General features: G+C 44.7%; 23 protein-coding genes. 2 read left to right on the top strand and 21 right to left on the bottom strand.

Annotation, left to right across the window (positions count from 1 at the left end):
• Positions 1-48: 48 nt before the first annotated feature.
• From OAG1_RS00490 to OAG1_RS00480, 3 genes are all read right to left on the bottom strand, one after another.
• Positions 49-612 (bottom strand): PepSY domain-containing protein, encoded by a 564-nt coding sequence (locus tag OAG1_RS00490; RefSeq protein ID WP_338623060.1) that lies wholly within the window; start codon positions 610-612, stop codon positions 49-51.
• A gap of 207 nt (positions 613-819) precedes the next feature.
• The gene (locus tag OAG1_RS00485; RefSeq protein WP_338623058.1) at positions 820-1491 is read right to left on the bottom strand and encodes a transporter substrate-binding domain-containing protein; all 672 of its coding nucleotides are present in this window, start codon (positions 1489-1491) and stop codon (positions 820-822) included.
• 119 nt (positions 1492-1610) lie between these two features.
• Positions 1611-3278 (bottom strand): cellulase family glycosylhydrolase, encoded by a 1668-nt coding sequence (locus OAG1_RS00480; protein ID WP_338623056.1) that lies wholly within the window; start codon positions 3276-3278, stop codon positions 1611-1613.
• 358 nt (positions 3279-3636) lie between these two features.
• Between OAG1_RS00480 and OAG1_RS00475 the strand changes: the two genes are divergently transcribed.
• Entirely contained in the window at positions 3637-3984 is a 348-nt protein-coding gene (locus OAG1_RS00475; RefSeq protein WP_338623054.1) for a hypothetical protein, read from the top strand.
• Between the two features lie 61 nt (positions 3985-4045).
• Here the strand turns inward: OAG1_RS00475 and OAG1_RS00470 are convergent, their stop codons facing one another.
• The 3 genes from OAG1_RS00470 to OAG1_RS00460 all read right to left on the bottom strand — a co-directional run bounded on the left by OAG1_RS00470 (position 4046) and on the right by OAG1_RS00460 (position 7448).
• Positions 4046-5317, bottom strand: a complete 1272-nt coding sequence (locus tag OAG1_RS00470; RefSeq protein WP_338623052.1) for an aminotransferase class I/II-fold pyridoxal phosphate-dependent enzyme — start codon at positions 5315-5317, stop codon at positions 4046-4048.
• Between the two features lie 214 nt (positions 5318-5531).
• On the bottom strand, positions 5532-6869 hold the full coding sequence (locus tag OAG1_RS00465; protein ID WP_338623050.1) for an MATE family efflux transporter: 1338 nt from the start codon (positions 6867-6869) through the stop codon (positions 5532-5534).
• Between the two features lie 132 nt (positions 6870-7001).
• Complete coding sequence (locus OAG1_RS00460) at positions 7002-7448, bottom strand: MarR family transcriptional regulator (protein WP_016400011.1); 447 nt, start codon at positions 7446-7448, stop codon at positions 7002-7004.
• 121 nt (positions 7449-7569) lie between these two features.
• On the opposite strand from OAG1_RS00460, the gene OAG1_RS00455 reads away from it, so the two are divergent.
• On the top strand, positions 7570-7992 hold the full coding sequence (locus tag OAG1_RS00455; protein WP_152783924.1) for an organic hydroperoxide resistance protein: 423 nt from the start codon (positions 7570-7572) through the stop codon (positions 7990-7992).
• 45 nt (positions 7993-8037) lie between these two features.
• Here OAG1_RS00455 and OAG1_RS00450 read toward each other — a convergent pair whose 3' ends face one another.
• From OAG1_RS00450 to ubiE, 15 genes are all read right to left on the bottom strand, one after another.
• A complete protein-coding gene (locus tag OAG1_RS00450) occupies positions 8038-8244 on the bottom strand; it encodes a hypothetical protein (RefSeq protein WP_338623046.1) in 207 nt (68 codons plus the stop codon).
• Between the two features lie 110 nt (positions 8245-8354).
• Positions 8355-8825 carry a GNAT family N-acetyltransferase gene (locus tag OAG1_RS00445; RefSeq protein ID WP_338623044.1) on the bottom strand — a complete coding sequence of 157 codons (471 nt, stop codon included), beginning with the start codon at positions 8823-8825 and terminating at the stop codon, positions 8355-8357.
• Positions 8822-9457, bottom strand: coding sequence for a cold shock and DUF1294 domain-containing protein (locus OAG1_RS00440; protein WP_338623041.1), 636 nt, complete (start codon positions 9455-9457; stop codon positions 8822-8824). The genes OAG1_RS00445 and OAG1_RS00440 overlap by 4 nt, the downstream gene beginning before the upstream one ends.
• Positions 9450-10106: an FMN-binding negative transcriptional regulator gene (locus tag OAG1_RS00435; protein ID WP_338623039.1), complete on the bottom strand. Its 657-nt coding sequence runs from the start codon at positions 10104-10106 to the stop codon at positions 9450-9452. Before OAG1_RS00435 ends, OAG1_RS00440 begins: the two co-directional genes overlap by 8 nt.
• A 73-nt stretch (positions 10107-10179) precedes the next feature.
• Positions 10180-10656 (bottom strand): DUF3299 domain-containing protein, encoded by a 477-nt coding sequence (locus OAG1_RS00430; RefSeq protein ID WP_338623037.1) that lies wholly within the window; start codon positions 10654-10656, stop codon positions 10180-10182.
• A 45-nt stretch (positions 10657-10701) separates the two neighbouring features.
• Positions 10702-12936 carry an alkaline phosphatase gene (locus tag OAG1_RS00425; protein ID WP_338623035.1) on the bottom strand — a complete coding sequence of 745 codons (2235 nt, stop codon included), beginning with the start codon at positions 12934-12936 and terminating at the stop codon, positions 10702-10704.
• Between the two features lie 318 nt (positions 12937-13254).
• Positions 13255-15198: a methyl-accepting chemotaxis protein gene (locus OAG1_RS00420; RefSeq protein WP_338623033.1), complete on the bottom strand. Its 1944-nt coding sequence runs from the start codon at positions 15196-15198 to the stop codon at positions 13255-13257.
• Positions 15195-16109: a hypothetical protein gene (locus OAG1_RS00415; RefSeq protein ID WP_338623031.1), complete on the bottom strand. Its 915-nt coding sequence runs from the start codon at positions 16107-16109 to the stop codon at positions 15195-15197. Before OAG1_RS00415 ends, OAG1_RS00420 begins: the two co-directional genes overlap by 4 nt.
• Positions 16110-16284: 175 nt before the next feature.
• Complete coding sequence (locus tag OAG1_RS00410) at positions 16285-17094, bottom strand: TatD family hydrolase (RefSeq protein ID WP_338623029.1); 810 nt, start codon at positions 17092-17094, stop codon at positions 16285-16287.
• The gene (gene tatC / locus OAG1_RS00405) at positions 17072-17812 is read right to left on the bottom strand and encodes a twin-arginine translocase subunit TatC (RefSeq protein WP_016400023.1); all 741 of its coding nucleotides are present in this window, start codon (positions 17810-17812) and stop codon (positions 17072-17074) included. The genes OAG1_RS00410 and tatC overlap by 23 nt, the downstream gene beginning before the upstream one ends.
• Positions 17813-17815: 3 nt before the next feature.
• Positions 17816-18199 (bottom strand): Sec-independent protein translocase protein TatB, encoded by a 384-nt coding sequence (gene tatB, locus OAG1_RS00400; RefSeq protein WP_152783942.1) that lies wholly within the window; start codon positions 18197-18199, stop codon positions 17816-17818.
• A 2-nt stretch (positions 18200-18201) separates the two neighbouring features.
• Positions 18202-18438 (bottom strand): Sec-independent protein translocase subunit TatA, encoded by a 237-nt coding sequence (gene tatA / locus OAG1_RS00395; protein WP_016400025.1) that lies wholly within the window; start codon positions 18436-18438, stop codon positions 18202-18204.
• A 45-nt stretch (positions 18439-18483) separates the two neighbouring features.
• Entirely contained in the window at positions 18484-20112 is a 1629-nt protein-coding gene (gene ubiB, locus OAG1_RS00390; RefSeq protein ID WP_016400026.1) for a ubiquinone biosynthesis regulatory protein kinase UbiB, read from the bottom strand.
• Positions 20109-20708, bottom strand: a complete 600-nt coding sequence (locus OAG1_RS00385; RefSeq protein WP_338623023.1) for an SCP2 sterol-binding domain-containing protein — start codon at positions 20706-20708, stop codon at positions 20109-20111. The genes ubiB and OAG1_RS00385 overlap by 4 nt, the downstream gene beginning before the upstream one ends.
• 9 nt (positions 20709-20717) lie before the next feature.
• Positions 20718-21470 carry a bifunctional demethylmenaquinone methyltransferase/2-methoxy-6-polyprenyl-1,4-benzoquinol methylase UbiE gene (gene ubiE, locus OAG1_RS00380; RefSeq protein WP_016400028.1) on the bottom strand — a complete coding sequence of 251 codons (753 nt, stop codon included), beginning with the start codon at positions 21468-21470 and terminating at the stop codon, positions 20718-20720.
• Positions 21471-21484: the final 14 nt, after the last annotated feature.

The raw sequence follows: 21484 nt of genomic DNA, 5'->3' as shown, positions 1-21484 counted from the left end.
CCTTAAAAATGCCAAGAGGCAACACATTGGCTGCCTCTACTTCTGCGCTTAATGTTTTAAAACCGGAATGGTTTCACCACTTGCCACATCAACAATCACTCGCTGCTTTCCTTGCTCACCCAGTAGTTTGAATTTGTAAAAGGTAATGCCTTTTTCATTCTCTAATTCAAACTCAATAACCTGCGCTTGGTATTTGCTGTTCAGCATGGCCACAGTTTGTTGCAAGGACAGCTCAGATTCTGCTAGCTGCTCAAGCGCGATACGCTCGTCTTCATCTAATTTGCTTACACCCAATATGCTTAGCTTGCTGCTTTCGTTTTTAAGCATTTCGCCATCGGCCAAGCTTAGCTTGAGTTTATGCTTTTGCTCTTGAGCAAGGTTTACTACATCTACCTCATAAACAGCTTGGCCGCGGTAATCATCTAACTCTAGCTCGGTAATTTGCCCTGGATAAGTGTTGTGCACTTTTTCGATTGCTTGCTCTAAGGTAAAACCCGCTTTTTTGATTGCTAAAGCTGAAAGCGCATCATCATCGGCCATCACCGTTGTAGACGTTAATGCAACCGCAGCAGCAACACAGATTTTTTTCGATAATTTAATTGGAAGTTTCATTTGGCTAATCCTCGTTGTGTAATCGACATGAGCAGATTACTAGAACCGCCCTTACCGCAAGGTGGCCACAACATTACATTTTGTTCATCTTAATAAAAACAGAGACTAGCTGCGCAATAAGTACCTAGCCATTGCCCAAATGATAGCGTTTATAAGAATAAAATAAACGATTAATCAAATAGTTCGGTGCTTGTTTTAGCGGTATTTTTAGTACTGCGCCAAAGGCTCGGTAGTAAATTTTCGCAAGACTTCGGCTAAATGTTCCGCTTTGTCTTGGTGTTTGTTGTGCAGGAAATGATAAAGCGGTACTTGGTCGAGCACAGGACTCACCACAGTGATTTGTTTATGCCAATACTTTTTAATAACGTATTCGCCAAGTGACAGAGGCAATACCACTACATCAACGCGCTCTCGGCCGAGCATAGTTAGCGCTTGATGAGCGGTATTAAAAAACTGAGTATTGTTGTGCTTACGCATCTTTTCTTCTAGAAACAAATGCCCCCGCACCCCTGCTACTCTATACTGCTGCAAGCTTTGCCAATCGGTCACTAGCGCTTTATCTTTTTTTACAAAGGCAGCAATGGTGATATGGCCTACTGGCACCGGGATTAAAATATGATTAGGTAAGTAACTGCTGGCATAGCGGGTTCTGGCCAATTCGGCATCAATGTCATGATTGTCTCTGGCGTGATGTAAGGAGCGTTTGGCTGGCATAGGCACGATGTCCACCTGATAGCCAAGTTCTGCATAGGCAGCGCTTACCGTATCGCGCACCTCTGGAAAAGCAGCGATAGTTTCAATCGTAGAGATACGTAAACTAGGCTCAGCACTCAAATAACCACAACAGAGTGTTAGCATGATCAAACAAACAGTTCGCATGCTATTTCCTTAATCTCAAAAGAAAGTAATAACTGACAATCTACTTTTTAGTGTAGTTGATTACTTCTCAAATCAAGTCACAACACCGACAAATCTGTTTATTTATTGACCTAGCTTAATTAAGGCTCATTCAACCGCTGCTTAAACAATTGAATTAACGGTTGATTGGCATTGCTCTCGGTTGGCAAGCTGCCATAGCCGTAATATAGAGCGAAGGCATCTTCATGGTAACTATGAAAATTAAAATGGGTTTGGTACTGATCAACAACGTCTAACACGTCACTCACCCATTGTAAGCCACCACGTTGCTGTTCAAAGCAACCGCGAATACAGCCAAACTCACCAAGATAAAGCGGTACTTGGTGCTGCTCTCCCCATCGCTCCATGGGCTCAATCATTTTCTCAATGAGTTGTTTGTCCCAAGCAACAATATCTTTAAGCCCATTTTGAAAATCTAAACGCAACTGCACACGGCTAGCAGCACCGGTTCCACGGGTTTTCACCCAACCTGAGATTTGATAGAAATGACCAACTTTAGGCACAACAAATTGTTGCGAGCTGCCATTATTGGCATCGCTAGTTGTCTCGCTAATCTGCAATATATCTTCACCTCCCTGGCGAAGGTGCTGCGAACGACCACGCTGATTAGCCGACCACAAGTACCAATCTGCGTGTTGGCTTAAATCAATTTTCACTTCACGCAGAAGCTGCTTACCATCTGGTGCATATTCATTAATCACCACCTGCTTGAACCAGCTATCACCAGCATTATTTGCCGATACGAGGGCTGGATAAATCAAATCAACTTTAGGGTCTTGGAGCTGTAGTTTTTTTCCTTCTACAAATTGCCAGTCGCTGTCGGCACTTATTGTTGGGTTATCAAACTGGGCGCCATACCAACTGGGTGAACCAATCACTTTCAGCCTATCGGGATCAGGGTAAGAGGCCGGAACTTGATATTGGCGTAACCATGAGGCTTGCTGGTGGCTAAATGCCATTGGTTCATAAAAGTGATATTGGTAGACAACGTTGGGGTCGGCTAACTTAAAGAAGTTTTGCTGCTCATCGATTTGCCATTGGTTTTTCACAGCCAACAAACGCTCTACAAAAATCATTTGTTGCTGGTTAACTTGTCGAATCGCCGTTACTAACTCGTTAGCGAGATCTTCCCACTGCTGTTTACTGCGAGTAGTGACCGGTTCGTTAAGTAAATCTAAGGCCGCTACATTGGGGTGGCCTTGGTAACGCTTGGCAATGGCTTGCCACAGACTAATTAGTCGCAGCTGATTTTCACGCTTATCCCACAAGGCATCGCCCGCACCATTAGATTGAAAACCGCCTTGAGGAACATGAATATTGAGCACAAGATAAATGCCATGCTTTTCTGCCCATTGCACATTTTTATCTAACCAATCCCAACCCGACTGGTGGTATTTATAGGGCGCGCTGTCACTTTCAAAGGTTTGATAATTTAAGTAGAAACGAATGCTATTAAAGCCCATTTCTTTAAGGCGAATATAGTCTTGCTCGTTGTGATGTTGGCTTGGAATACGAGTATTAGCCCATACCTCGTTGCCAAAGGCTACGCCTTTTAAACGTACTTTTTCACCTTTACCATTTACAATAAAACGGCCATCAACTCGGAGACGGTGCGCGTCATCATAATCAGCGGACTGACCAAACACTGTGACCAAATCTAAATTTGGCTTTGGTGTTTCTGCGACAGAACTACAAGCTTGCAGAGTCATTAATATCGTCGCAACAAACACTGAAAAAACAACCCTCATCACCTTATCCTTAATAAGCTATTTAGCTACTCACTCATTATAAATAGCCTCAAAATATAAACTTATGCCCAGTTCAACTAATTGAAATTGATGAAAAACCATTAGAGACAGCGATATTTCGCCACTCAATCAACAACACAAAACTGATAATCCATCACTCCACAACAAGAAAAGTACAAAGCGCTATTAATCAGTTAAAGATAAGCAAATAAAAACAAATAGTTAGAAGATAATGAAAGAAAAATCTCATAACAGCTTCACGCAAGAAACCATCAACCTTTAGTCAATGTTGCATCAAACTTTCATTTATATGAATAATAACTAAGACTTTGAAACACAAAACAAAAAGAGAAAATAAATGAAAGCTCTACTTTTAAAAGCCGTTTTACTCAGCGCTACAATTGTTCCTTTCGCTGAAGCATCTGAAGCAATTCAAGAAGGTGAAATTAGTAACATCCATTATCGAAATGAGTACCTGAACTTTAAAGTTCAGCACACCAATAGTAATGGCGAGATTGTTAACAGCTGTGAAATGTGTGGTCCAGATATTTCTGGGCACGCTAATGGCGGCTTTTGCTACATCGATAAAACTGACCAAAATCTTATAACTCTATTCCTAGCTTCTTACATGAATAACAAACAGGTATCTGCACGCGTGGAATCTTGGAGTAACTGTAAGGTGTATGACTTCCGCATCGACAAGTAACTACACCAGGTCACTATAAAAAAGCCGACAATTAAGTCGGCTTTTATCTATCTACAAGGAACTAGGCTTTATCAAGCGCTTGGCTAACGTCATTGATGATGTCGCCGATGTTTTCAATGCCTACTGAAATACGGATTAAATCGGCACTTACACCTGCTTTTGCTAACTCTTCATCATTTAACTGGCGGTGAGTGGTGGATGCTGGGTGACAAGCAAGCGATTTAGCGTCACCAATGTTCACCAAACGCAGAATCATTTGCAGGGCATCAATAAAGCGGCCACCAGCTTCTTTTCCACCTTTAATGCCAAAGCTCAAAATGCCAGAGGCTTTACCACCAACAATCTTTTCGCACAGCTCATTATATGGGCTGGTAGGCAGAGCAGCGTAGTTTACCCATTCAACCTTTGGATGTTGCTTAAGGTAAGCCGCTAAGTTTTCGGCATTTTCACAATGACGCTCCATTCGTAAACCTAGCGTTTCCAAACCTTGTAAAATTTGGAAGGCGTTCATCGGTGAAATAGCCGCGCCAGTGTTACGCAGTGGTACTACGCGACAGCGGCCAATGTAGGCCGCAGGGCCTAGCGCTTCGGTGTATACCACACCATGATAAGATGGATCTGGCTCGTTTAAGATTTTAAAGCGCTCTTTATTCGCCACCCAGTCAAACTTGCCAGAATCAACAATAATGCCGCCAATAGAGGTGCCATGTCCGCCAATGTATTTAGTTAATGAGTGAATAACGATGTCGGCACCCAGTTCAATCGGCCGACATAAAAACGGCGTAGCAACAGTATTGTCGACCATTAAAGGTAGACCGTGTTTGTGGGCAATTTCGGCTAACTTAACCAAGTCCACTACGTTGCCTGCTGGGTTACCAATAGACTCACAGAAAATTGCGCGAGTATTTTCATCAATAGCTGCTTCAAACCCAGCGTAATCGTCTGCCAATACCATGCGCACATCTATGCCTTGTTTAGGGAAACTATGCGCAAACAAATTATAGGTGCCGCCATACAGCTGGCTAGTGCTTACGATATTAGTGCCCACTTCACAGATACACTGAATCGCGTAGGTAATTGCTGCCATGCCAGAGGCCAAAGCAAGACCAGCAATGCCTCCTTCCATAGCTGCAACCCGCTGCTCTAGCACGTCAGTCGTTGGGTTCATAATACGGGTATAGATATTACCCGGAACCTTTAAATCAAACAGATCGGCACCATGCTGAGTATCATCAAAAGTGTAAGACGTAGTTTGATAGATAGGCACCGCGGCCGCTTTAGTGGTAGCTTCCGATTGATAACCATGATGAAGTGCTAAAGACTCTAATTTCATTACTGTTCTCGCTGCTAAAGGAATAAAACAACCCTGTCTGCCGCTGCAAATACTGCGGCAATTCCATTTATTACTGGCCACCAGCAATAAACCGAGGATCAACGTAAAGTGTTAGTTGTAGCCTAAACTACGCTCCAAAAGATAATAGAAGTATCGCGCTTTGTGATCCATCACTAGGGGCTGTTTATCTTTCGAGCTGATTTTAGTCAGCTGCTTAGGTTATGCCCATGTTGTGCCAACGGTAGGTTTTCCAGCGCCAGTGGTTAATCATGCCACGGATAACTTCATCTAAAGCAAAACAGGCCCAAGCGCCAATAATGCCAAGCTGCCAGGAGATAGAACAAAGGTAAATAATGGGCACCACGCCCCAAATAAAAGCAACCCCAACGGTGGCGGCAAACCTACCATCGCCCACCGCTTTTAAGCCCATTCCGGCTACAATATTAATCGCCCTAAACGGCTCCATCACGATACAAATAACCAGCAACCATTTGGCATAAAATGCAACTTGTGGGTCGTCACTAAACAAGCTAATTAAGGGCTGGTAACACCACGCAAACAAGCTCATATTGGCAAAAGCAAACAGCATGGCTAGCTTAATACAGCGATTGTATGTGGCGTCTACTTCATCTAGTTTTCGCGCTCCCATGTGGTGAGCCATGATGATTTGCCCAGCGGCCGCCAAAGACCAACTCACCGCCATAGAAATAAACAAAAAGCGCAGAACAAAAGTATAAGAAGATACGGCAAGCACACCTAAACTCGCCAATATTCCCGCCACTACTATTTGTTGCAAAGTGTAGTTAGCAGGCTCGGCTGCTGAGGGAATAGCAATTTTCATCAGTGGTCTTATCACCGCTCGCATGCGCGGCAATATTGCCCACGTAAACTCAAAGCTTACTTGCGCTTTTATGTGCACAATCAGCATCACAACCACACAAGCAAAGGCATAAGACAACACGGTACCCAAAGCGATACCTTTTAAGCCCATGGGCTCAAGCCCAAACCAACCAAAGAAGAACGTCGCATTTAGAAATATATTCATCACATTGGTGAGCAGCGAGGCCAACATGTTCCAGTTGGTCATTGCTTTAGCCGCCAGAATCGAGCCATAGGCACAACGCAGCCCAAAGAAACCAAAGGTGAAGGCCATAATGGCTAAGTACTCTTCTGCGTAAGTTTGCATCGGCACAGGGAAGTTAAGCCAAAGTGCGATATTGTCGAAATTAAGGTAGGTAAACAGACTAAATGCTAGGCCAGCCAAGCCCAGCAACACCACATTAGTCATAAACACCGGTACGACTTTATCAAGCTTATTCGCCCCGTAATACTGAGAGGCGGCAGCCGTGCCGCCAGTAGAGAGCATTGGCAGCACAAAAAAGCCAATCCATAGGTAAGGCATTAATAAACCCGCTGTCGCGGCGGCCTCTTCTCCCAACAGGCTAAGAAAGTAAATATCGGCCATTACAACAATGCCGCCGGTAAGCTGCTCAATTAAAATAGGCCACGCCAAACTAAACAATTTGAGTTTATTTACTGCGGCTTGCGGCATACTTCGGCTCCGGTGTTGGGCAACACTACATTGTAACCAGCTAAAGCACTTATAAGCTTACGATTTTCACTTTAATTGTTATTTTTCTTAAATTTGCAGCGAAGCCTCAATAAACCTTAAAAGCTGTGCATGCTATTTCATTAACTTCGCTAACAAGCGATCACAACCGGCTTTAAGTGCTTGTAACTCTTCTAGCGGTAAATCAGCTTGGCATAACATGGCTTGAGGGATTGCTTCGGCTGGCTCACGTAGTGCCACACCTTGAGGTGTAAGGCTTATAACTCTTACTCGCTCATCTTGCTCAGATCTGGCTCTAAGCACTAAACCTTTAGCCTCTAAGCGCTTTAATAGCGGGGTTAAGGTGCCTGAATCCAAGTGAACGCGTTCTCCTAAGCTCTTCACACTTACGCTATCGTGCTCCCACAACACCATCATTACAATGTACTGTAAATAAGTAAGATCCAGCTTATCCAACAGTGGACGATAAGCCCGTCCCATTGCGTTCGAAGCACTGTACAGGGAGAAGCACAATTGCTTATCTAAACTCAGGCTAGCTACATGGTTTTGCTGTTTACTCATCACTGCACTCTAATGTTTCACCAAAAATAAATTGTACACAATATACTTGCATTTCGTTTTCGCCTCAACTAAAGTTGCAAACAATTAAATTGTACACAACTTAAATTAAAAGGTAACGATTATGACAACGCTATACACAACTTCAGCAACTGCACTAGCCGGCCGCAATGGACAAGTGAGTACCGACGATAAAAAACTAGATTTAGCATTAAGCTATCCAAAAGAGATGGGCGGAAGCGGCGAAGCCACTAATCCGGAACAGCTTTTCGCCGCAGGTTATGCAGCGTGTTTTTCTAACGCTATTTTACATGTGGCTCGAGAAGGTAAAGTGGCCATTAAGTCTGCTCCTACAACCGCTACTGTAGGCATTGGCCCTAACGACAACGGTGGTTTTGCGCTAACCGTTTCGCTTGCGGTAGAGCTTGAATTAGAACAGGCTGCAGCTGAAGAGTTGGTAAAAGTGGCCCACCAAGTTTGCCCGTATTCAAACGCGACTCGCGGCAATATTGATGTAAAACTGTCAGTAAATGGCGCTGCCTTATAAGCCGCTGCTCAATAAAAAAACCAAGCTTAGGCTTGGTTTTTTTCACTATTTGTCTTTGTCTAACAAAGCCTGTCGCTGCCGCTGATATTCTTCATAACTCACGTCTGCTTCATCCATGCAGCTTAAATAATCTTGATGATTAGTTTGCTTGTCACACTGTCGTTGCTGGTTGCCCTGCATGGCATGGTAGGCCTGCTGCTGGCTGCAAGCACTGGTTATCAGTAAACTAAGAATGATTAGGGTACTTCGCATCGCTAAACTCTCCCTCACACTGCGCTTAAGCAAATATATTAGGCAACTTTCTCAACAAACTCCTTATGAGAATTGTCAGCAAGTCTATTCGTCAATGCTTAGCTGGTTGCTTAAGAATAGAACCCCTTGTACATACTAATATTTTGCAGACTTATCCCCAGCCGAAGCAGCTGATTATGCGACACAACAGCAAAGCCTTGTTTGACAAAAAAGTCTTTGGCCACCAATGAGGCATCTACCCGCAGCCCAGCAAGCTTTTGTTCTCGAGCAATGCTTTCAACATGTTGATAAAGCGCTTGGCCCACTGCTTTTCCTTGCTGCTCTGGCGCAACATAAAAGCAATCAATATAGTCTGCTGCTAATTCAATAAATCCTAGCAACTGCTTATCAGCCAAGGCTAAAAAGCAGTGTTTGGTTTTCAAGCGCTGTTGCCAGCGAGAGTAGTCTATATCTAGCGGCGCCCACGCAGCTTTTTGTTCCTTAGAGTAAAGCTCATCGTCAATGGCGTGCACAGCATGAGTAAACAAATCTGCCACTGCTTGACAGTATTCATCGGTGTAAGCCGTGATAGTGACCATCATGGCAATAAACTCGACAAAGTTTGATTAATATCTAGCAACATCGGCTCGCCATTGGGACTAAGCAAATAAGCTAAAGCCGCTATATTGAGTAGCACCGTACAATAATAACCCAAGCGAAAAGACTGCTTTTGAGTTTTGTGCCGTAACGTTTGTTGGGCGAGCATCGCACCTGGCCAGCCACCAATAAGCGCAAACACATGCAGCTTGATCTCTTGAACCCGCCAGCGACCGGCTTGCGCTGCCGATTTATCTAGGGCGTATAAAGCAAAAGTGACCACACTCATAACTACATAGAACACTAACAAAGCCAGTGGCAGTTTTTGCAATAACACCAAACTAAGCAATAAAACAAAAAAGGCCAAAGCAGCCATACCCGCTCGCTTGGCTAAGCCATTTGGCTTATTAGAAAATGCTGGTTTACTACCTATTAAACGCAGCTGCTTAGCGCAGGGGCGGCCTTGTTTATCCTTCGCTAAGGTGTAATTAAACCAATGGCCAACTAACTTTTCTGGGTCGAGTTTTTTATCGGTAAAGCTGCTTATGTGCACAAACAACTGCTTAGACTCGCCATTCAAGCTGAGAAAGCCAAAACCCTTAGCCCGGTTCCACGAGGCCAATTTTGCTTTAGTCATTTTCACCTCGACCTTTACTCGCCAAACCTTGGGCAAAGCATTCAATCTGTTTTGCCATTAGCGGATTGGTATTAGCGAGTCCTTTAGCAACGCCTAACTGATTTTCGACACTATGATTTTGGCTCTGTTTAAATTGCGCTTGCCAGCTATCAATACTTATTTCAAAACCAACAATGGCTTTATTTAGCTGTTCAATAAATTTATCGGGTGCATCGCTCACTTGCCAAGGCTGACTTTGTGCTCGCTCGTTTTGCTCAGTTAGCCTTTGCAACAAACTTAGCTTCCAAGCAAGATCATCTTGTTTAGTCATGGTCCCATTAACATGCACGGCTTGGTAATTCCAAGTAGGTACTACCTTTGGATTACTTAGTTTTGAAGGGTAATAATTGGGAGAAACATAAGCATCTTCCCCTTGAAACACCACCAAAGCAGCTAGAGGATTAAGTAAACGCTTTGCTAAAGGATTAATACGAGCAATATGCCCCTGCAAACACCAACTATCTTCAGCATTTTTAGCCAGTAGTAGAGGTACGTGATCGGCCACTAAACCCGCTTCACTAACGGTACTAATACAGGCTAAAGGATATTCGCTAATCAGCGTAGATACTTGATGCCAATCTTGTTGCTTAAAATGCGTTGGTATATGCACGTAGTGTTGCTCCCTATTGTTCTACTAAATACTCTCACGGAACGGGAGCGCTACACTAGCCTCAGTTGGGCAATTATGGTGTGTACATTTCGGGCGCTTTCGATAAGGTCATGGCATAACCTGCGCTAGCCAAGCCCTCAACATCGGTAGCTTTTACCTGCATTTCTCCGCTAATCCAAACCACTTCCCATGGTTCTATCATATCTATTCCCTTGGGATGACTAACGTGAATAATTTGATTAGGTGGTGGCGGTGGTAAATGCAAACACGCGCCAAAAAATGGCACTAAAAAGAATTCGGTGATTTTGTTGCCATCACTTTCTAATGGCACAATAAAACCGGGCATACGCATGTTTTGCCCATCGAGAGCATGAACTAAGCCACCAGTTTTAATTTGTGGGGCACGTTCATCTAACTGCACATCATGATTGATGGGTGCGGGCTTTTGACCACGCTCCAGCTCAGGAATGAGTGTTTGCCATGGGTTCGCCGCAGCTAACACACTCGGGCTAAACAAAACCAGTAAACTTAAATATATAATACGCAACATAAAAAGACCTTTAAGCCCGACTTGCGCCGGGCTTAGCATAGAGATTTAGTTAGCGTCTAAAGCGCCACGCATAACATTGTAAATAGCGGTATTGTCTACCGTACGACCCACAAAGGCGTGTGAATTTAGACCCCAAGATGCAATAGGCACATCTACGTTAGTGTGGCTTCCCCACTTCCAACTTACCTCTGGTACAACACCGATACCGTTGGTTTTCTCAAGTACCAAACCACCGGTTTCGTGGTCTGCAGTTACAATCACCATGCTGTCGCTGCGTAAATCAGACCAATTAACCACTTCTTCCACGGTCTTATCAAAAGCAATGGTTTCGTGAATTAAGCGCTCTTCATCGTTGAGGTGGCCAGCAAAGTCGATTTGTGAACCTTCTACCATCAATACAAAGCCATTTGGATTTTTCGATAAGATTTCAATCGCTACTTGAGTCATTTCATTCAACTGTGGAATGTCTTGCTCTTCATAACTTTTTTGATCTCCCAAAGGCAATATGTAAGGAATTTCATCTTCACCAAAAATACCGGCAAATAGAATTTCTGCATTTGGGTCGTTAGCAGGTAGAGCCGCTACTGCAGGAATCATATCGGTTTTATTTTTCACGATAGTGTAGCCACCTAAGTCAGCTTGCTGGCTAATCACATCTACCCCATCAACTTGCTTGCTACCACATAAGGCTACGTTAGGTTTTACATCACCAAACATGCTCTTTGAAAGCGTCACAAAATCATTTCGATTTGGACCATGTGAAACAAAGGCCGCTGGCGTTGCGTGAACACAGTGTGACGTTGCCACAATACCTACCGATTTACCCTGTTTTTGCGCATATTCCATGATAGTTTCTAAATCAGAGCCGTCGCCCGGACGAGCTTGTGCAATGGTGCCAGATATGGCTTTACGACCAGTTGAGATTGCCGTGGCTGCCGCCGCTGAATCGGTGTAATAGTTCATGCCTAGCTCTGCCAAGTTCTCGTAACCCAAGGTATCGGCACTGGCAGTTTTAATATCGCCGCGATGCTTACCAGATTCCAGGAATAAGGCTTCACCCATGTAGGCGCGAGTGATATCAATTTGCCCGTAACCCATCCCGTCACCAATCATCAACACAATATTGTTGGCTGATTCAAGATCAATCACATCAATCTCTTGGCTAGAACTGGTTTGAGTCGCTAAACCTTGATTGGTGGTTAAGTTTACTTGGTAACGGCCTGTCGCATCTGCACTGGCCAGTTTGCGAATGTCGCTAATGGTTTGGCTATCATCGTCAGTTAGGGTAACGCTCATGTCACCTTCTGTGTCCCAGTGGTAACTTTGCGCAAAGGTGCTGCCGTCTGCCGTTAAGCTGGTAGGCAAGTTAGCCACAGTTACGGTGTCGTGACCAACCACTGCACGTACTTTTGCCAAGGTAAGTGGCACAGCTTGCTGGCCATCACCCAAAGTAGACAGTGAAAATACGTAGCTGCCCGCTTCTACCTGTGCCGACATTTTGCCGCCTGGGTAAGTTGTCAGTGAAGACTCACCTTCGGTTAAGCTAATTGGCTGATTATCTAAAGAGCCATAAACCAATGGTGAATCGATGCCTTGGTGTAAGTTAAAGCTAATGGTACCGGCTTCTGCGAAGTTCATTTGTAGCTGATAGTTACCTGCACCAGCATAGCTGAATTGGCTGCTTTCGTCGGCGGTCCAATCGTTGAAGGTGCCAACTAGGTACATAGCTTGGCTTAAGTTATCAATATCACTGTCGGTGATGTTTTCAATCAACAATGTAGGGTTGTCAATGGTGGCCGAAGCATCAAGGGTAAAACGAAATACCTGATCTTCATCGTCGGCAACGGTGATATCCATGTTCTGGTTACCAAAGTCGTCGTACTTGCGTTGCAATTCCATTGGGATATCAAATACCACTTCAGCATCGGCATCTTCACCAATCGCTAAGTCGCGCTCGGCACTCCAGCTTGGGTCAGAGATTTTGAAGGAGTACTCACCAGGCTGCATGCTAAATAAGGCAATGTATTCACCGTCGCCTTGGTAGTGTAACTGAGCTTCTGGGCGCGAAGACCAGCTATTCATAGAGCCCTTGATATACAAGCGACAATCTTTGTTGGCGTCGGCAGCAATTTCTTCATCGCTACATTTAAACGGCCCTAAATCAATACTGTCGGCGATGGGTGGATCGAGATACACATATTCGGTATCACTATTACAACCGACTACAGCAGATGCTATAGATACCCCTGCAACTACTTTTAATACTTTCCCTAAACGCATTACATTTCCTCAATAAGTACTGATTAACTTGCGGATACATCGAAATAAATACCGCGGGAAAGCTAGCTGCGAATAATGACACTTATATTAAGCCTATGAATCAAAAGCGGTTTACCATCAAAGCAAATGAGCAATTAAGCTCACTTAAAGATCAAAAAGAGGAAGATTAAACTAGCGAGAAGATCAGAAAGGCTTTTCAAAATGAATCGAAAACATTTTCATAAAGTAGGAAATAAAAAATAAGAAATAATTGTGACAGACCAGGTTAATAGTAAAAACCAAGGGAGACGCTAAACCAGCTTCCCTTGGTATACACTCTTACACTTTAAAATTAGCGATACTGGCTTGAATGAGGCTACTTAGTTGGCCTACTTTTTTGGCTTGCTCTGCGGTTTGTTCGGTACCTTCTAAACTCATTTGAGCTGCCGATTCAATATCTTGCATTTCACTAACCACTGTTTCAGAGGTTGATAATTGCGCATCACAAGCCGCACTTACATCATCAAGCAAACGTGTGATGTCGCTTACCAATTGATGGGTTTTCTCTACTGAGAGCTGCATTTCTGACATCAGTTCAAAACTGGTATTAGCTTGCACTTTACCTTGTTGCATTTGCCCCTCGGTTTTCTCAGCACCTTTCACTAAATCACTCATCATTTGTTCGATTTGATCGGTTGAACCACGGGTTTGCTTAGCTAAATTGCGGACCTCATCGGCAACTACCGCAAAGCCACGGCCATGCTCACCAGCGCGCGCAGACTCGATCGCAGCATTAAGCGCCAGCAAGTTAGTTTGTTCGGCAATGCCGTTAATCACTTCTAAGATTTTGCTGGCGTCTTTACTGTTTTGCGCTAATTCACGCATATCTACCGAGGCTGTATCTACTTGACTCACCAAGTGCTTAATTTCATTGGTAGCCGATTGAGTCAGGGTATTTCCTTGCATTGACGCTTCATCAATCGCAATTGCCGACTGATCAGCATTACGTACATGATTGGCCACTTCATTAAAACCTTGCGACAAGCTGCCAATATGCTGGCTTACTTCGGCAACAACTTGTTGCTGTTGACCTACTTGCCCCTTAGATTGCTGGGCCAACTGGTTCAGCTGATTGGCCGCTTCATTCAAGGTGGCAACATGCTGGTTAATGCTTGTAACCGTGCCTTGCAGCAACTCAATAAATTGATTAAATGCCGCCGCCAGCTGGGCTAATTCATCTTTACCTTTAACTTTTAAACGCTGGGTTAAATCCCCATCTCCTTGGGCAATCGCCTGCATGGCTTGCACCATAGTAACCACCGGTTGGCGAATGAGTCGAGTAATCACCCATGCGAGCAACAATGAAATAAATACAATTGATACGCCAAAAGCCAAGCTTGTGCGCGCAGTTTGGTGCAGCTGCTGGGCAATAGCTTGGCTAGATTCTCCTAAAATTTGCCATTGTGTTTGCTGGCTATCTCCTGCCCCTTTTACCACTTGCTCAGCAGCGGGATTAAGCAAATCGTCCATCAGTAACTGCTGCTCTTCGAGCAATTCAAAAATGCTGTTGGCAGCAACAGAGAGCTGGCCCACATACTGTTCTACTTCAATAATCCACGCTTTGTGGTGCTCTCTGTTTAAGCCCTTTTTCAAATCAATAAGATCATTTTCTGCGCCAAACAACTCCAAGTAAAACTGATCTTTACTGCGGCTATCACGGCGATTTAAGTGACTCATTAATCCGATACATGCAGCCTGAATATGATTCGCTAAACTCACGGTTAAAGCAGGTAAACGCCCTGAGTTAAGAAGATCTAAGGTGGCATGAATATCCGATGTTTTAGCTAAGGCTTGTGGCACTAGATGGCGCAGCACGGTGTTCTCGAGGCTACTCACCTCGGCTAACAGCGGCACCAGTTCATCAGCAAAGTGCTGATCCAACAATTGGCTATTGCTAGTTATTTGCTCGGCATTATTAAAGGCTGCCAAATAAGGGCTCTTAGCCAAAGCTAGGGCTTGCTCTGCCAACTGCTGGTATTGCTGCAACAAACGCGGGTCTTCTGTTTGGCTATAGCGCGATTGCAAAACCAGACGCTGCAAGGCATTCACCGACAGCTCACCAGCTAAGCGGGCGCTAGGTTCTACAGTATCGGAGAATTCTACCGCTTGTTGCTCTACACCACTAAGCGAGTAATGGCTATTCCACAGCATCAGCGCAAGCAGCAACACTATGCCCGCAGGGATAAGCGCAATTTTTTGGCTTAGGTTTAATTTGTCCATCATAAGGCTGCCGCTCCTACCATTACCAACAAGCCACTGCGCAAACTTACAAAGGCAGCATAAGCCTGATTAGCATCGGAATAGGCGTTTACTTGCTTGGGCGGGCTGTCTTTTTCTATTTGTAGAATGGTTTTAGCGCGATGCAGCTCGGCCAGTATATTCACACTTGTATCCACAAGTTGATAAGCGCTAGACTCTCCGGCCGGCAAACGCCCCGGTTTGCTAGGCTCAATAGCCAGTTGGCGAAACAGTCTTTCGAGCAAATACCAAGATTGCAAGGCAACAATGTTTACATCTGTTAGCTCTCTGCCGCTGACACTTTGCTCACTGGAAAACTGCAAAGGTAGTTCTCGGGCTTGGCTGATAAGTAGCAGTTCTGCTTGGGTTTTATTGACGTTGTTGGCTAAGTCTTGCAGTGAGTCTCGCTCGACCAAACCTTCAAACAGGTACTCGATGAGCACCAACTGTTGATACACATCGTTAACCGATTTCCCCAATGGTCGCTCCACTTCTGGCCCTGCGGGTACACCCAACTTAGTCATCACTTGACTCAACTGCAGCTCTAATTCCTCTAGATAAGGCATTACACTGCGTGGGCGAATTACACTATAAGCCACTGGCTTCGGCTCTATTGGGTTTAAACCTTGCGCACCTAATAAGCTAGCAGCCAAAGCACTTAGCTGACGAGTTTTAAACACCAAATGCACTGCTAGTTTATCGGCAAATATCTGTGGTTCGCTCTGTAATTCACTTAAATCTTTGGCTGAGCGAATGGCCTGCAATTGCCCGCTAATAAACTGCGTTTTTTGAAATAAGTGGTTGTTATTTACAATCGCCGCGAAGCTACTAGGGCTTATCAATAACAAACACACCCATACACTACGCCACGGTTTAACAATAAGTGATAAAATCATCAAAGTTTTTTCTCTTCCCTGAACTGCTATTCATAGCCAAATTGATTAAAGCTTACGATGAGTTTCAGATTTATCTTTCAAGCATAGAAAGCTTTTAAGAATAAAGCCAAGCAAGAGCCAAACCAACAAATGATGTTAGTCATAAAAAGATGACAATTGAATGACTTATATCAGCTTAGAGATTAAATAAGCGTTTTATGTTCTGCTGAGTGTGCAGCTGTATATCGGCCACCGTTTGCTCGCGCAAACCAGCGACTGTTTGATAGATGTGGGGCAAATAGCAAGGTTCGTTACGACGGCTTTTAGGCTTTGGGCGCAAATCGCGAGGTAACAAATAAGGGGCGTCGGTTTCTAACAACAAGCGATCATTAGGAATCTCGGTTACGCGCTGTTGCAGGTCTTCACCGCGGCGTTCATCACATACCCAGCCTGTGATACCAATATATAAGTCTAAATCTAAGCACGCTTTAAGTGCGGCTTTATCACTGGTAAAACAGTGCAACACTGCGCCGGGAAGCTTATCTCGCCAAGGTGTGAGGATATCGATAAAGCGTTGATGGGCATCACGTTCATGCATTACCACCGGCATGTTCAACTCGGCAGCTAAAGCTAACTGGGCTTCAAAAATGGCTTCTTGCTGCGGGCGCGGAGAAAAGTCACGGTTGAAATCTAAGCCACATTCCCCCACTGCCAGCACCTGTGGTTGTGCAAGCAAAGGTTTAAGCTGTTGTAATTGCTCAATAGTTACCGACTTTGCATCATGAGGGTGCACACCTGCGGTGGCATAACACACGCCAGGCCATTGCAAAGCCAACTCGCTAACCGCTAAGCTTTCATCCATATCGCTAGCCAGCAACAACATGCCGTTTACCCCGGCTTGTTGGGCGCGAGCGATCACTTCATCACGATCTTTATCAAACTGCGAGCTAGTTAGATTTAGTGCAATATCGAACATGGGTACGTTAAGCTTGCGCTTCTTCGTCATCTTTACGTACATAAAAGCGCGCAAAGAACAATCCCACTTCAAACAGCAACCACATTGGCAACGCCAACAAGGTTTGTGAAATAACATCTGGTGGAGTTAGCAACATGCCCACCACAAAGGCCCCCACAATTACGTAAGGGCGCTTGCTGCGCAGCTTTTCAGGCGTGGTGGCGCCAGACCAACATAACAACATGGTAGCGATGGGAATTTCAAAGGCTAAACCAAAAGCAAAAAACAGCTTAAGTACAAAATCCAAATAGTTGGAGATGTCGGTGGCAATGGTTACGCCTTCGGGCGCAACCGCAGTGAAAAAAGCAAACGCCAGTGGAAATACCACATAAAAGGCGAACGCCACGCCTGCATAAAACAACAAGCCTGAACCAAACACTAAGGGGATTAGCAGCTTGCGCTCGTGTTGATACAAACCCGGTGCAATAAAGCCCCAAGCTTGCGCTAACAAATACGGCATGGCTAAAAATACCGAGGCCACCAACGTTAGTTTTATCGGGGTAAAAAATGGCGCAGCAACATCGGTAGCAATCATGCTGGCGTTTTCTGGCATTACGCTTAACAAAGGCTCGGCGAGCAAGGCGTAAATGTCGTTAGCAAAATACACTAGGCAGAGAAAAATTAGCAAACAAGCCAATACTCCACGTAACAAGCGATTGCGTAACTCAACTAAATGCTCAATTAAGGGCTGCGCAGGGGCGTCACTCATAGCTTATTTTTTATCTTCTTGGCTGGATTCAGGTGGCGGATCACTGGGCATGGTTACCGTGTCGGCCTCGTGTTGATTTTGCTCTGGTGAACTCTTTTGATAAGGGCGAGTCACCGATTCGGCGCGGGCTTTTAAGGTTTCGAAAGATTCACTTAAATCACCATTAAGCGACTCAAGACCTTGCTGCTCGGCTTTTTTTAGGTTTTGGTGAAGCTCGTCTAGCTCAAGCTCTTGCTTAAGCTCGGTAGTTACCGAAGAGACTGACTGCTTTACCTTACGCACCACCGCCAACACACTACGAATAGCGCCTGGCAAGCGTTCTGGGCCTAGTATCACCAAGCCCATCACCGAGATAAGGATTAACTCCCAAAACCCAATATCAAACATGCTTAGCCTTGCTGTTGGTCTTTGCTTTTAGCGGTTTCTTCAGCTTGCTCTTTGTTTTGAGCAAGTTGTTCTGGTGTAGATTTTTCAGCCGTTTTGCTTTCATCGTCGTTCATGGCATTTTTAAAACCTTTTACTGCAGAACCTAGGTCTCCACCCATGTTACGCAGTTTTTTGGTTCCAAATAGCAACACCACAATTACCGCTACGATCAACAGTTGCCAAATACTAATTCCACCCATCTGTTTTTCCTTTTCCTATTCTGCTTAGCCACAATGGCTATATATCTATTTTAGTTGTCGCCAACTCATTAACCCAACAAACCCACTACTTATTGCCAAGGCTATCGATACAATCGGTAAACTTGGGTAAAGCAAAGCTGCCGAAATCAAACTTGAAGCGGCTGCCAAGGCTAAAATTAAACTACGCTGGCGCTGCTTTTGTTGCTGCAAATACTGTGCGGTAAATTGCTGAAACTTAAGCTGCTGTTGCTTTGCCAATTGCAGGTTATCATAAACCAACTCTGGTAAATGCGGCAGCGTTTCCAACCAGTAAGGCGCCTTTTCTTTAAAGGCGGTAAATACTGCCTCTGGCCCCACTTGTTTGCGCATCCAACGTTCTAAAAAGGGTTTAGCGGTTGCCCACAAATCCAATTCTGGATAAAGCTGACGCCCTAAACCTTCTATATATAACAAGGTTTTTTGTAACAATACCAACTGCGGCTGAACTTCCATATTGAAGCGACGCGCAGTATTAAACAAATTCAATAGTACGTGACCAAAGGAAATCTCTGATAGCGGCTTGGCAAAAATAGGCTCACACACGGTGCGAATTGCAGCCTCAAACTCTTCCACTTTGGTATCTGCTGGTACCCAACCCGAATCTACATGTAACTGGGCCACCTTGTGATAATCGCGATTAAAAAACGCCAGAAAGTTTTCGGCCAAATAGCGCTGATCTTCCTTGTTCAAGGTACCCACAATGCCGCAATCAATACCAATGTATTGCGGGTCTTCTGGGTGCTCGCGTGATACAAAAATATTCCCTGGATGCATATCCGCATGGAAAAAGCTGTCTCTGAATACCTGAGTAAAGAACACTTCCACACCACGCTCAGCCAATAGTTTCATATTGGTGTTTTGCGCTGTTAACTCATCAATGTTGGCAACAGGGATACCGTAAATGCGTTCCATAACCAACAAGGTCTTGCGGCAATGATCACTGTACACCTCTGGAACATACAGCTCTTTTGCGTCAGTAAAATTACGGCGTAGTTGTATGGCGTTAGAAGCTTCGCGCGCTAGGTCTAATTCATCAACAATGGTTTTTCGGTATTCTTCCACCACTTCTTTTGGACGCAAGCGGCGACCATCAGCAAAAAATAGGGCAAAAAAGCCAGCAACCCGCTGCATTAAAGCAATGTCTGAGAGTATGGTTTGCTCGATGCCAGGGCGAATAACTTTAAGCACCACCTCTTGGCCATTTTCTTTTAAGGTGGCGGTATGTACTTGGGCAATAGAGGCCGATGCCAATGGCTGCATATCAAAGTCATCAAACAGCTCGTCGATGGGGCGTTCTAAAGCCAACTCAATTTGTTGTTTAGCTAGCTCGCCAGAAAACGGGGACACTTGATCTTGCAGCAAAGCTAGCTCATCGGCGATATCAGGCGGTAACAAGTCGCGACGGGTCGACATCATTTGGCCAAATTTTATGAATACTGGCCCTAACTCTTCCATCGCCATGCGAATACGGGCACCAGCAGAGTCATTTTTATGCTGATTACGCCACCAAAACACCATACTGCGCAGTAAACGTAACGGCCAAGGCCAAAAACGCTTAGGTAACAGTTGGTCGATACCATAACGACAAAGGGTGCGGTTTATTTGACGAAAGCGCGCAAACTCCTTGGGCGTCATTTACTTAGCCCCTCAATGCGCAAGGCTAGTTTATCGAGATCCTTACTCATGGCTTGAACTTGCTGCTGCCAGCTTTGGTATTCCAATTGCCCAACCAGCAATCCCCATTCTTCACTGGCTATTTCATTTATCTTTGCTGGAGTTTTATTCAATACACTTTTAAGCGCTTGCGCCACCGTGCGACTTTTAGACACCACTTGGTAAGCGGCCACATCGCCAATGCGCTGCGATAGTTTCTCTTCAAAATCTGGATCTAGCTGCAAGAACAAATCGGCAAACTGTTGAGCAAGTTTAATGTCGCCTTCCAGTTGCAACTTATCTTGTTTAATTAAACTAGGGATTTTGTCGGCTTGTTTTAACTCAGCCAAGGTAAACAACGACATGCTTAAACTGCAATCGGGCTCTGCCTCATATTGATTAAGCACATCCAGCTGCTGTTCGCTAATCACGAAGTAAATACACGGTAGCGGCGTTATTTTAATCGCCAACACTTTACCCGCTAATTGGCCACGGCGCGCTTCACTGGATTCATCCAGCGCCAATACTTGGTTGCTGAGGGCTTCTACACCAGCACTAATTAAAGACGATAAGGGCATAGCGGCCTCTTAAAACTTATAACCACGATGCAGCGCAACTACACCACCGGTTAAATTGTAATATTCCGCACCTTCAAAACCCGCTTGCTGCATCATCTCTTTCAGCGTGTCTTGGTCAGGATGCATACGAATAGATTCCGCCAAGTATTGATAGCTCTCGGCATCATTGGCAATCAGCTGGCCCATTTTAGGTAATAAATGAAAAGAATAAGCATCATAGACTTTGCTCACTGCTTCAAGCTCTGGCTTTGAGAACTCTAGCACCAGCAAGCGTCCGCCAGGTTTTAATACGCGATACATAGAACGCAATGCAGCGTCTTTATCGGTAACGTTACGCAGGCCAAAGCTAATGGTGATCGCATCGAAGGTATTATCAGGAAATGGCAGGGCTTCGGCATTGGCTTGAACATAACGCACATTGCCTACGATACCTTTGTCACGCAATTTGCTGCGGCCCATTTTTAGCATCGAGTCATTAATATCGGCTAATACCACCTCGCCTTTACTGCCCACAATACGTGAAAACTTAGCGGTTAAATCGCCGGTTCCACCAGCCAAATCTAAGACTTTTTGACCAGGGCGAACGCCGCTGCAATCAATAGTGAAACGTTTCCATAAACGGTGAATACCACCCGACATAAGGTCATTCATTACGTCGTATTTAGCTGCAACCGAATGAAATACATCAGCGACAAGGTTTACCTTTTCATCGCGATTAACGGTTTTATAGCCAAAATGGGTAGTATCTTGCTCAGCGCTCATGTTTGCTTCCTACT

The organism is Agarivorans sp. OAG1, assembly GCF_037076485.1.
In the GTDB taxonomy this organism is placed as follows: domain Bacteria; phylum Pseudomonadota; class Gammaproteobacteria; order Enterobacterales; family Celerinatantimonadaceae; genus Agarivorans; species Agarivorans albus.
Note: the sequence above shows the minus strand (reverse complement) of the source record. Positions and strands in the feature narration are given on the sequence as shown.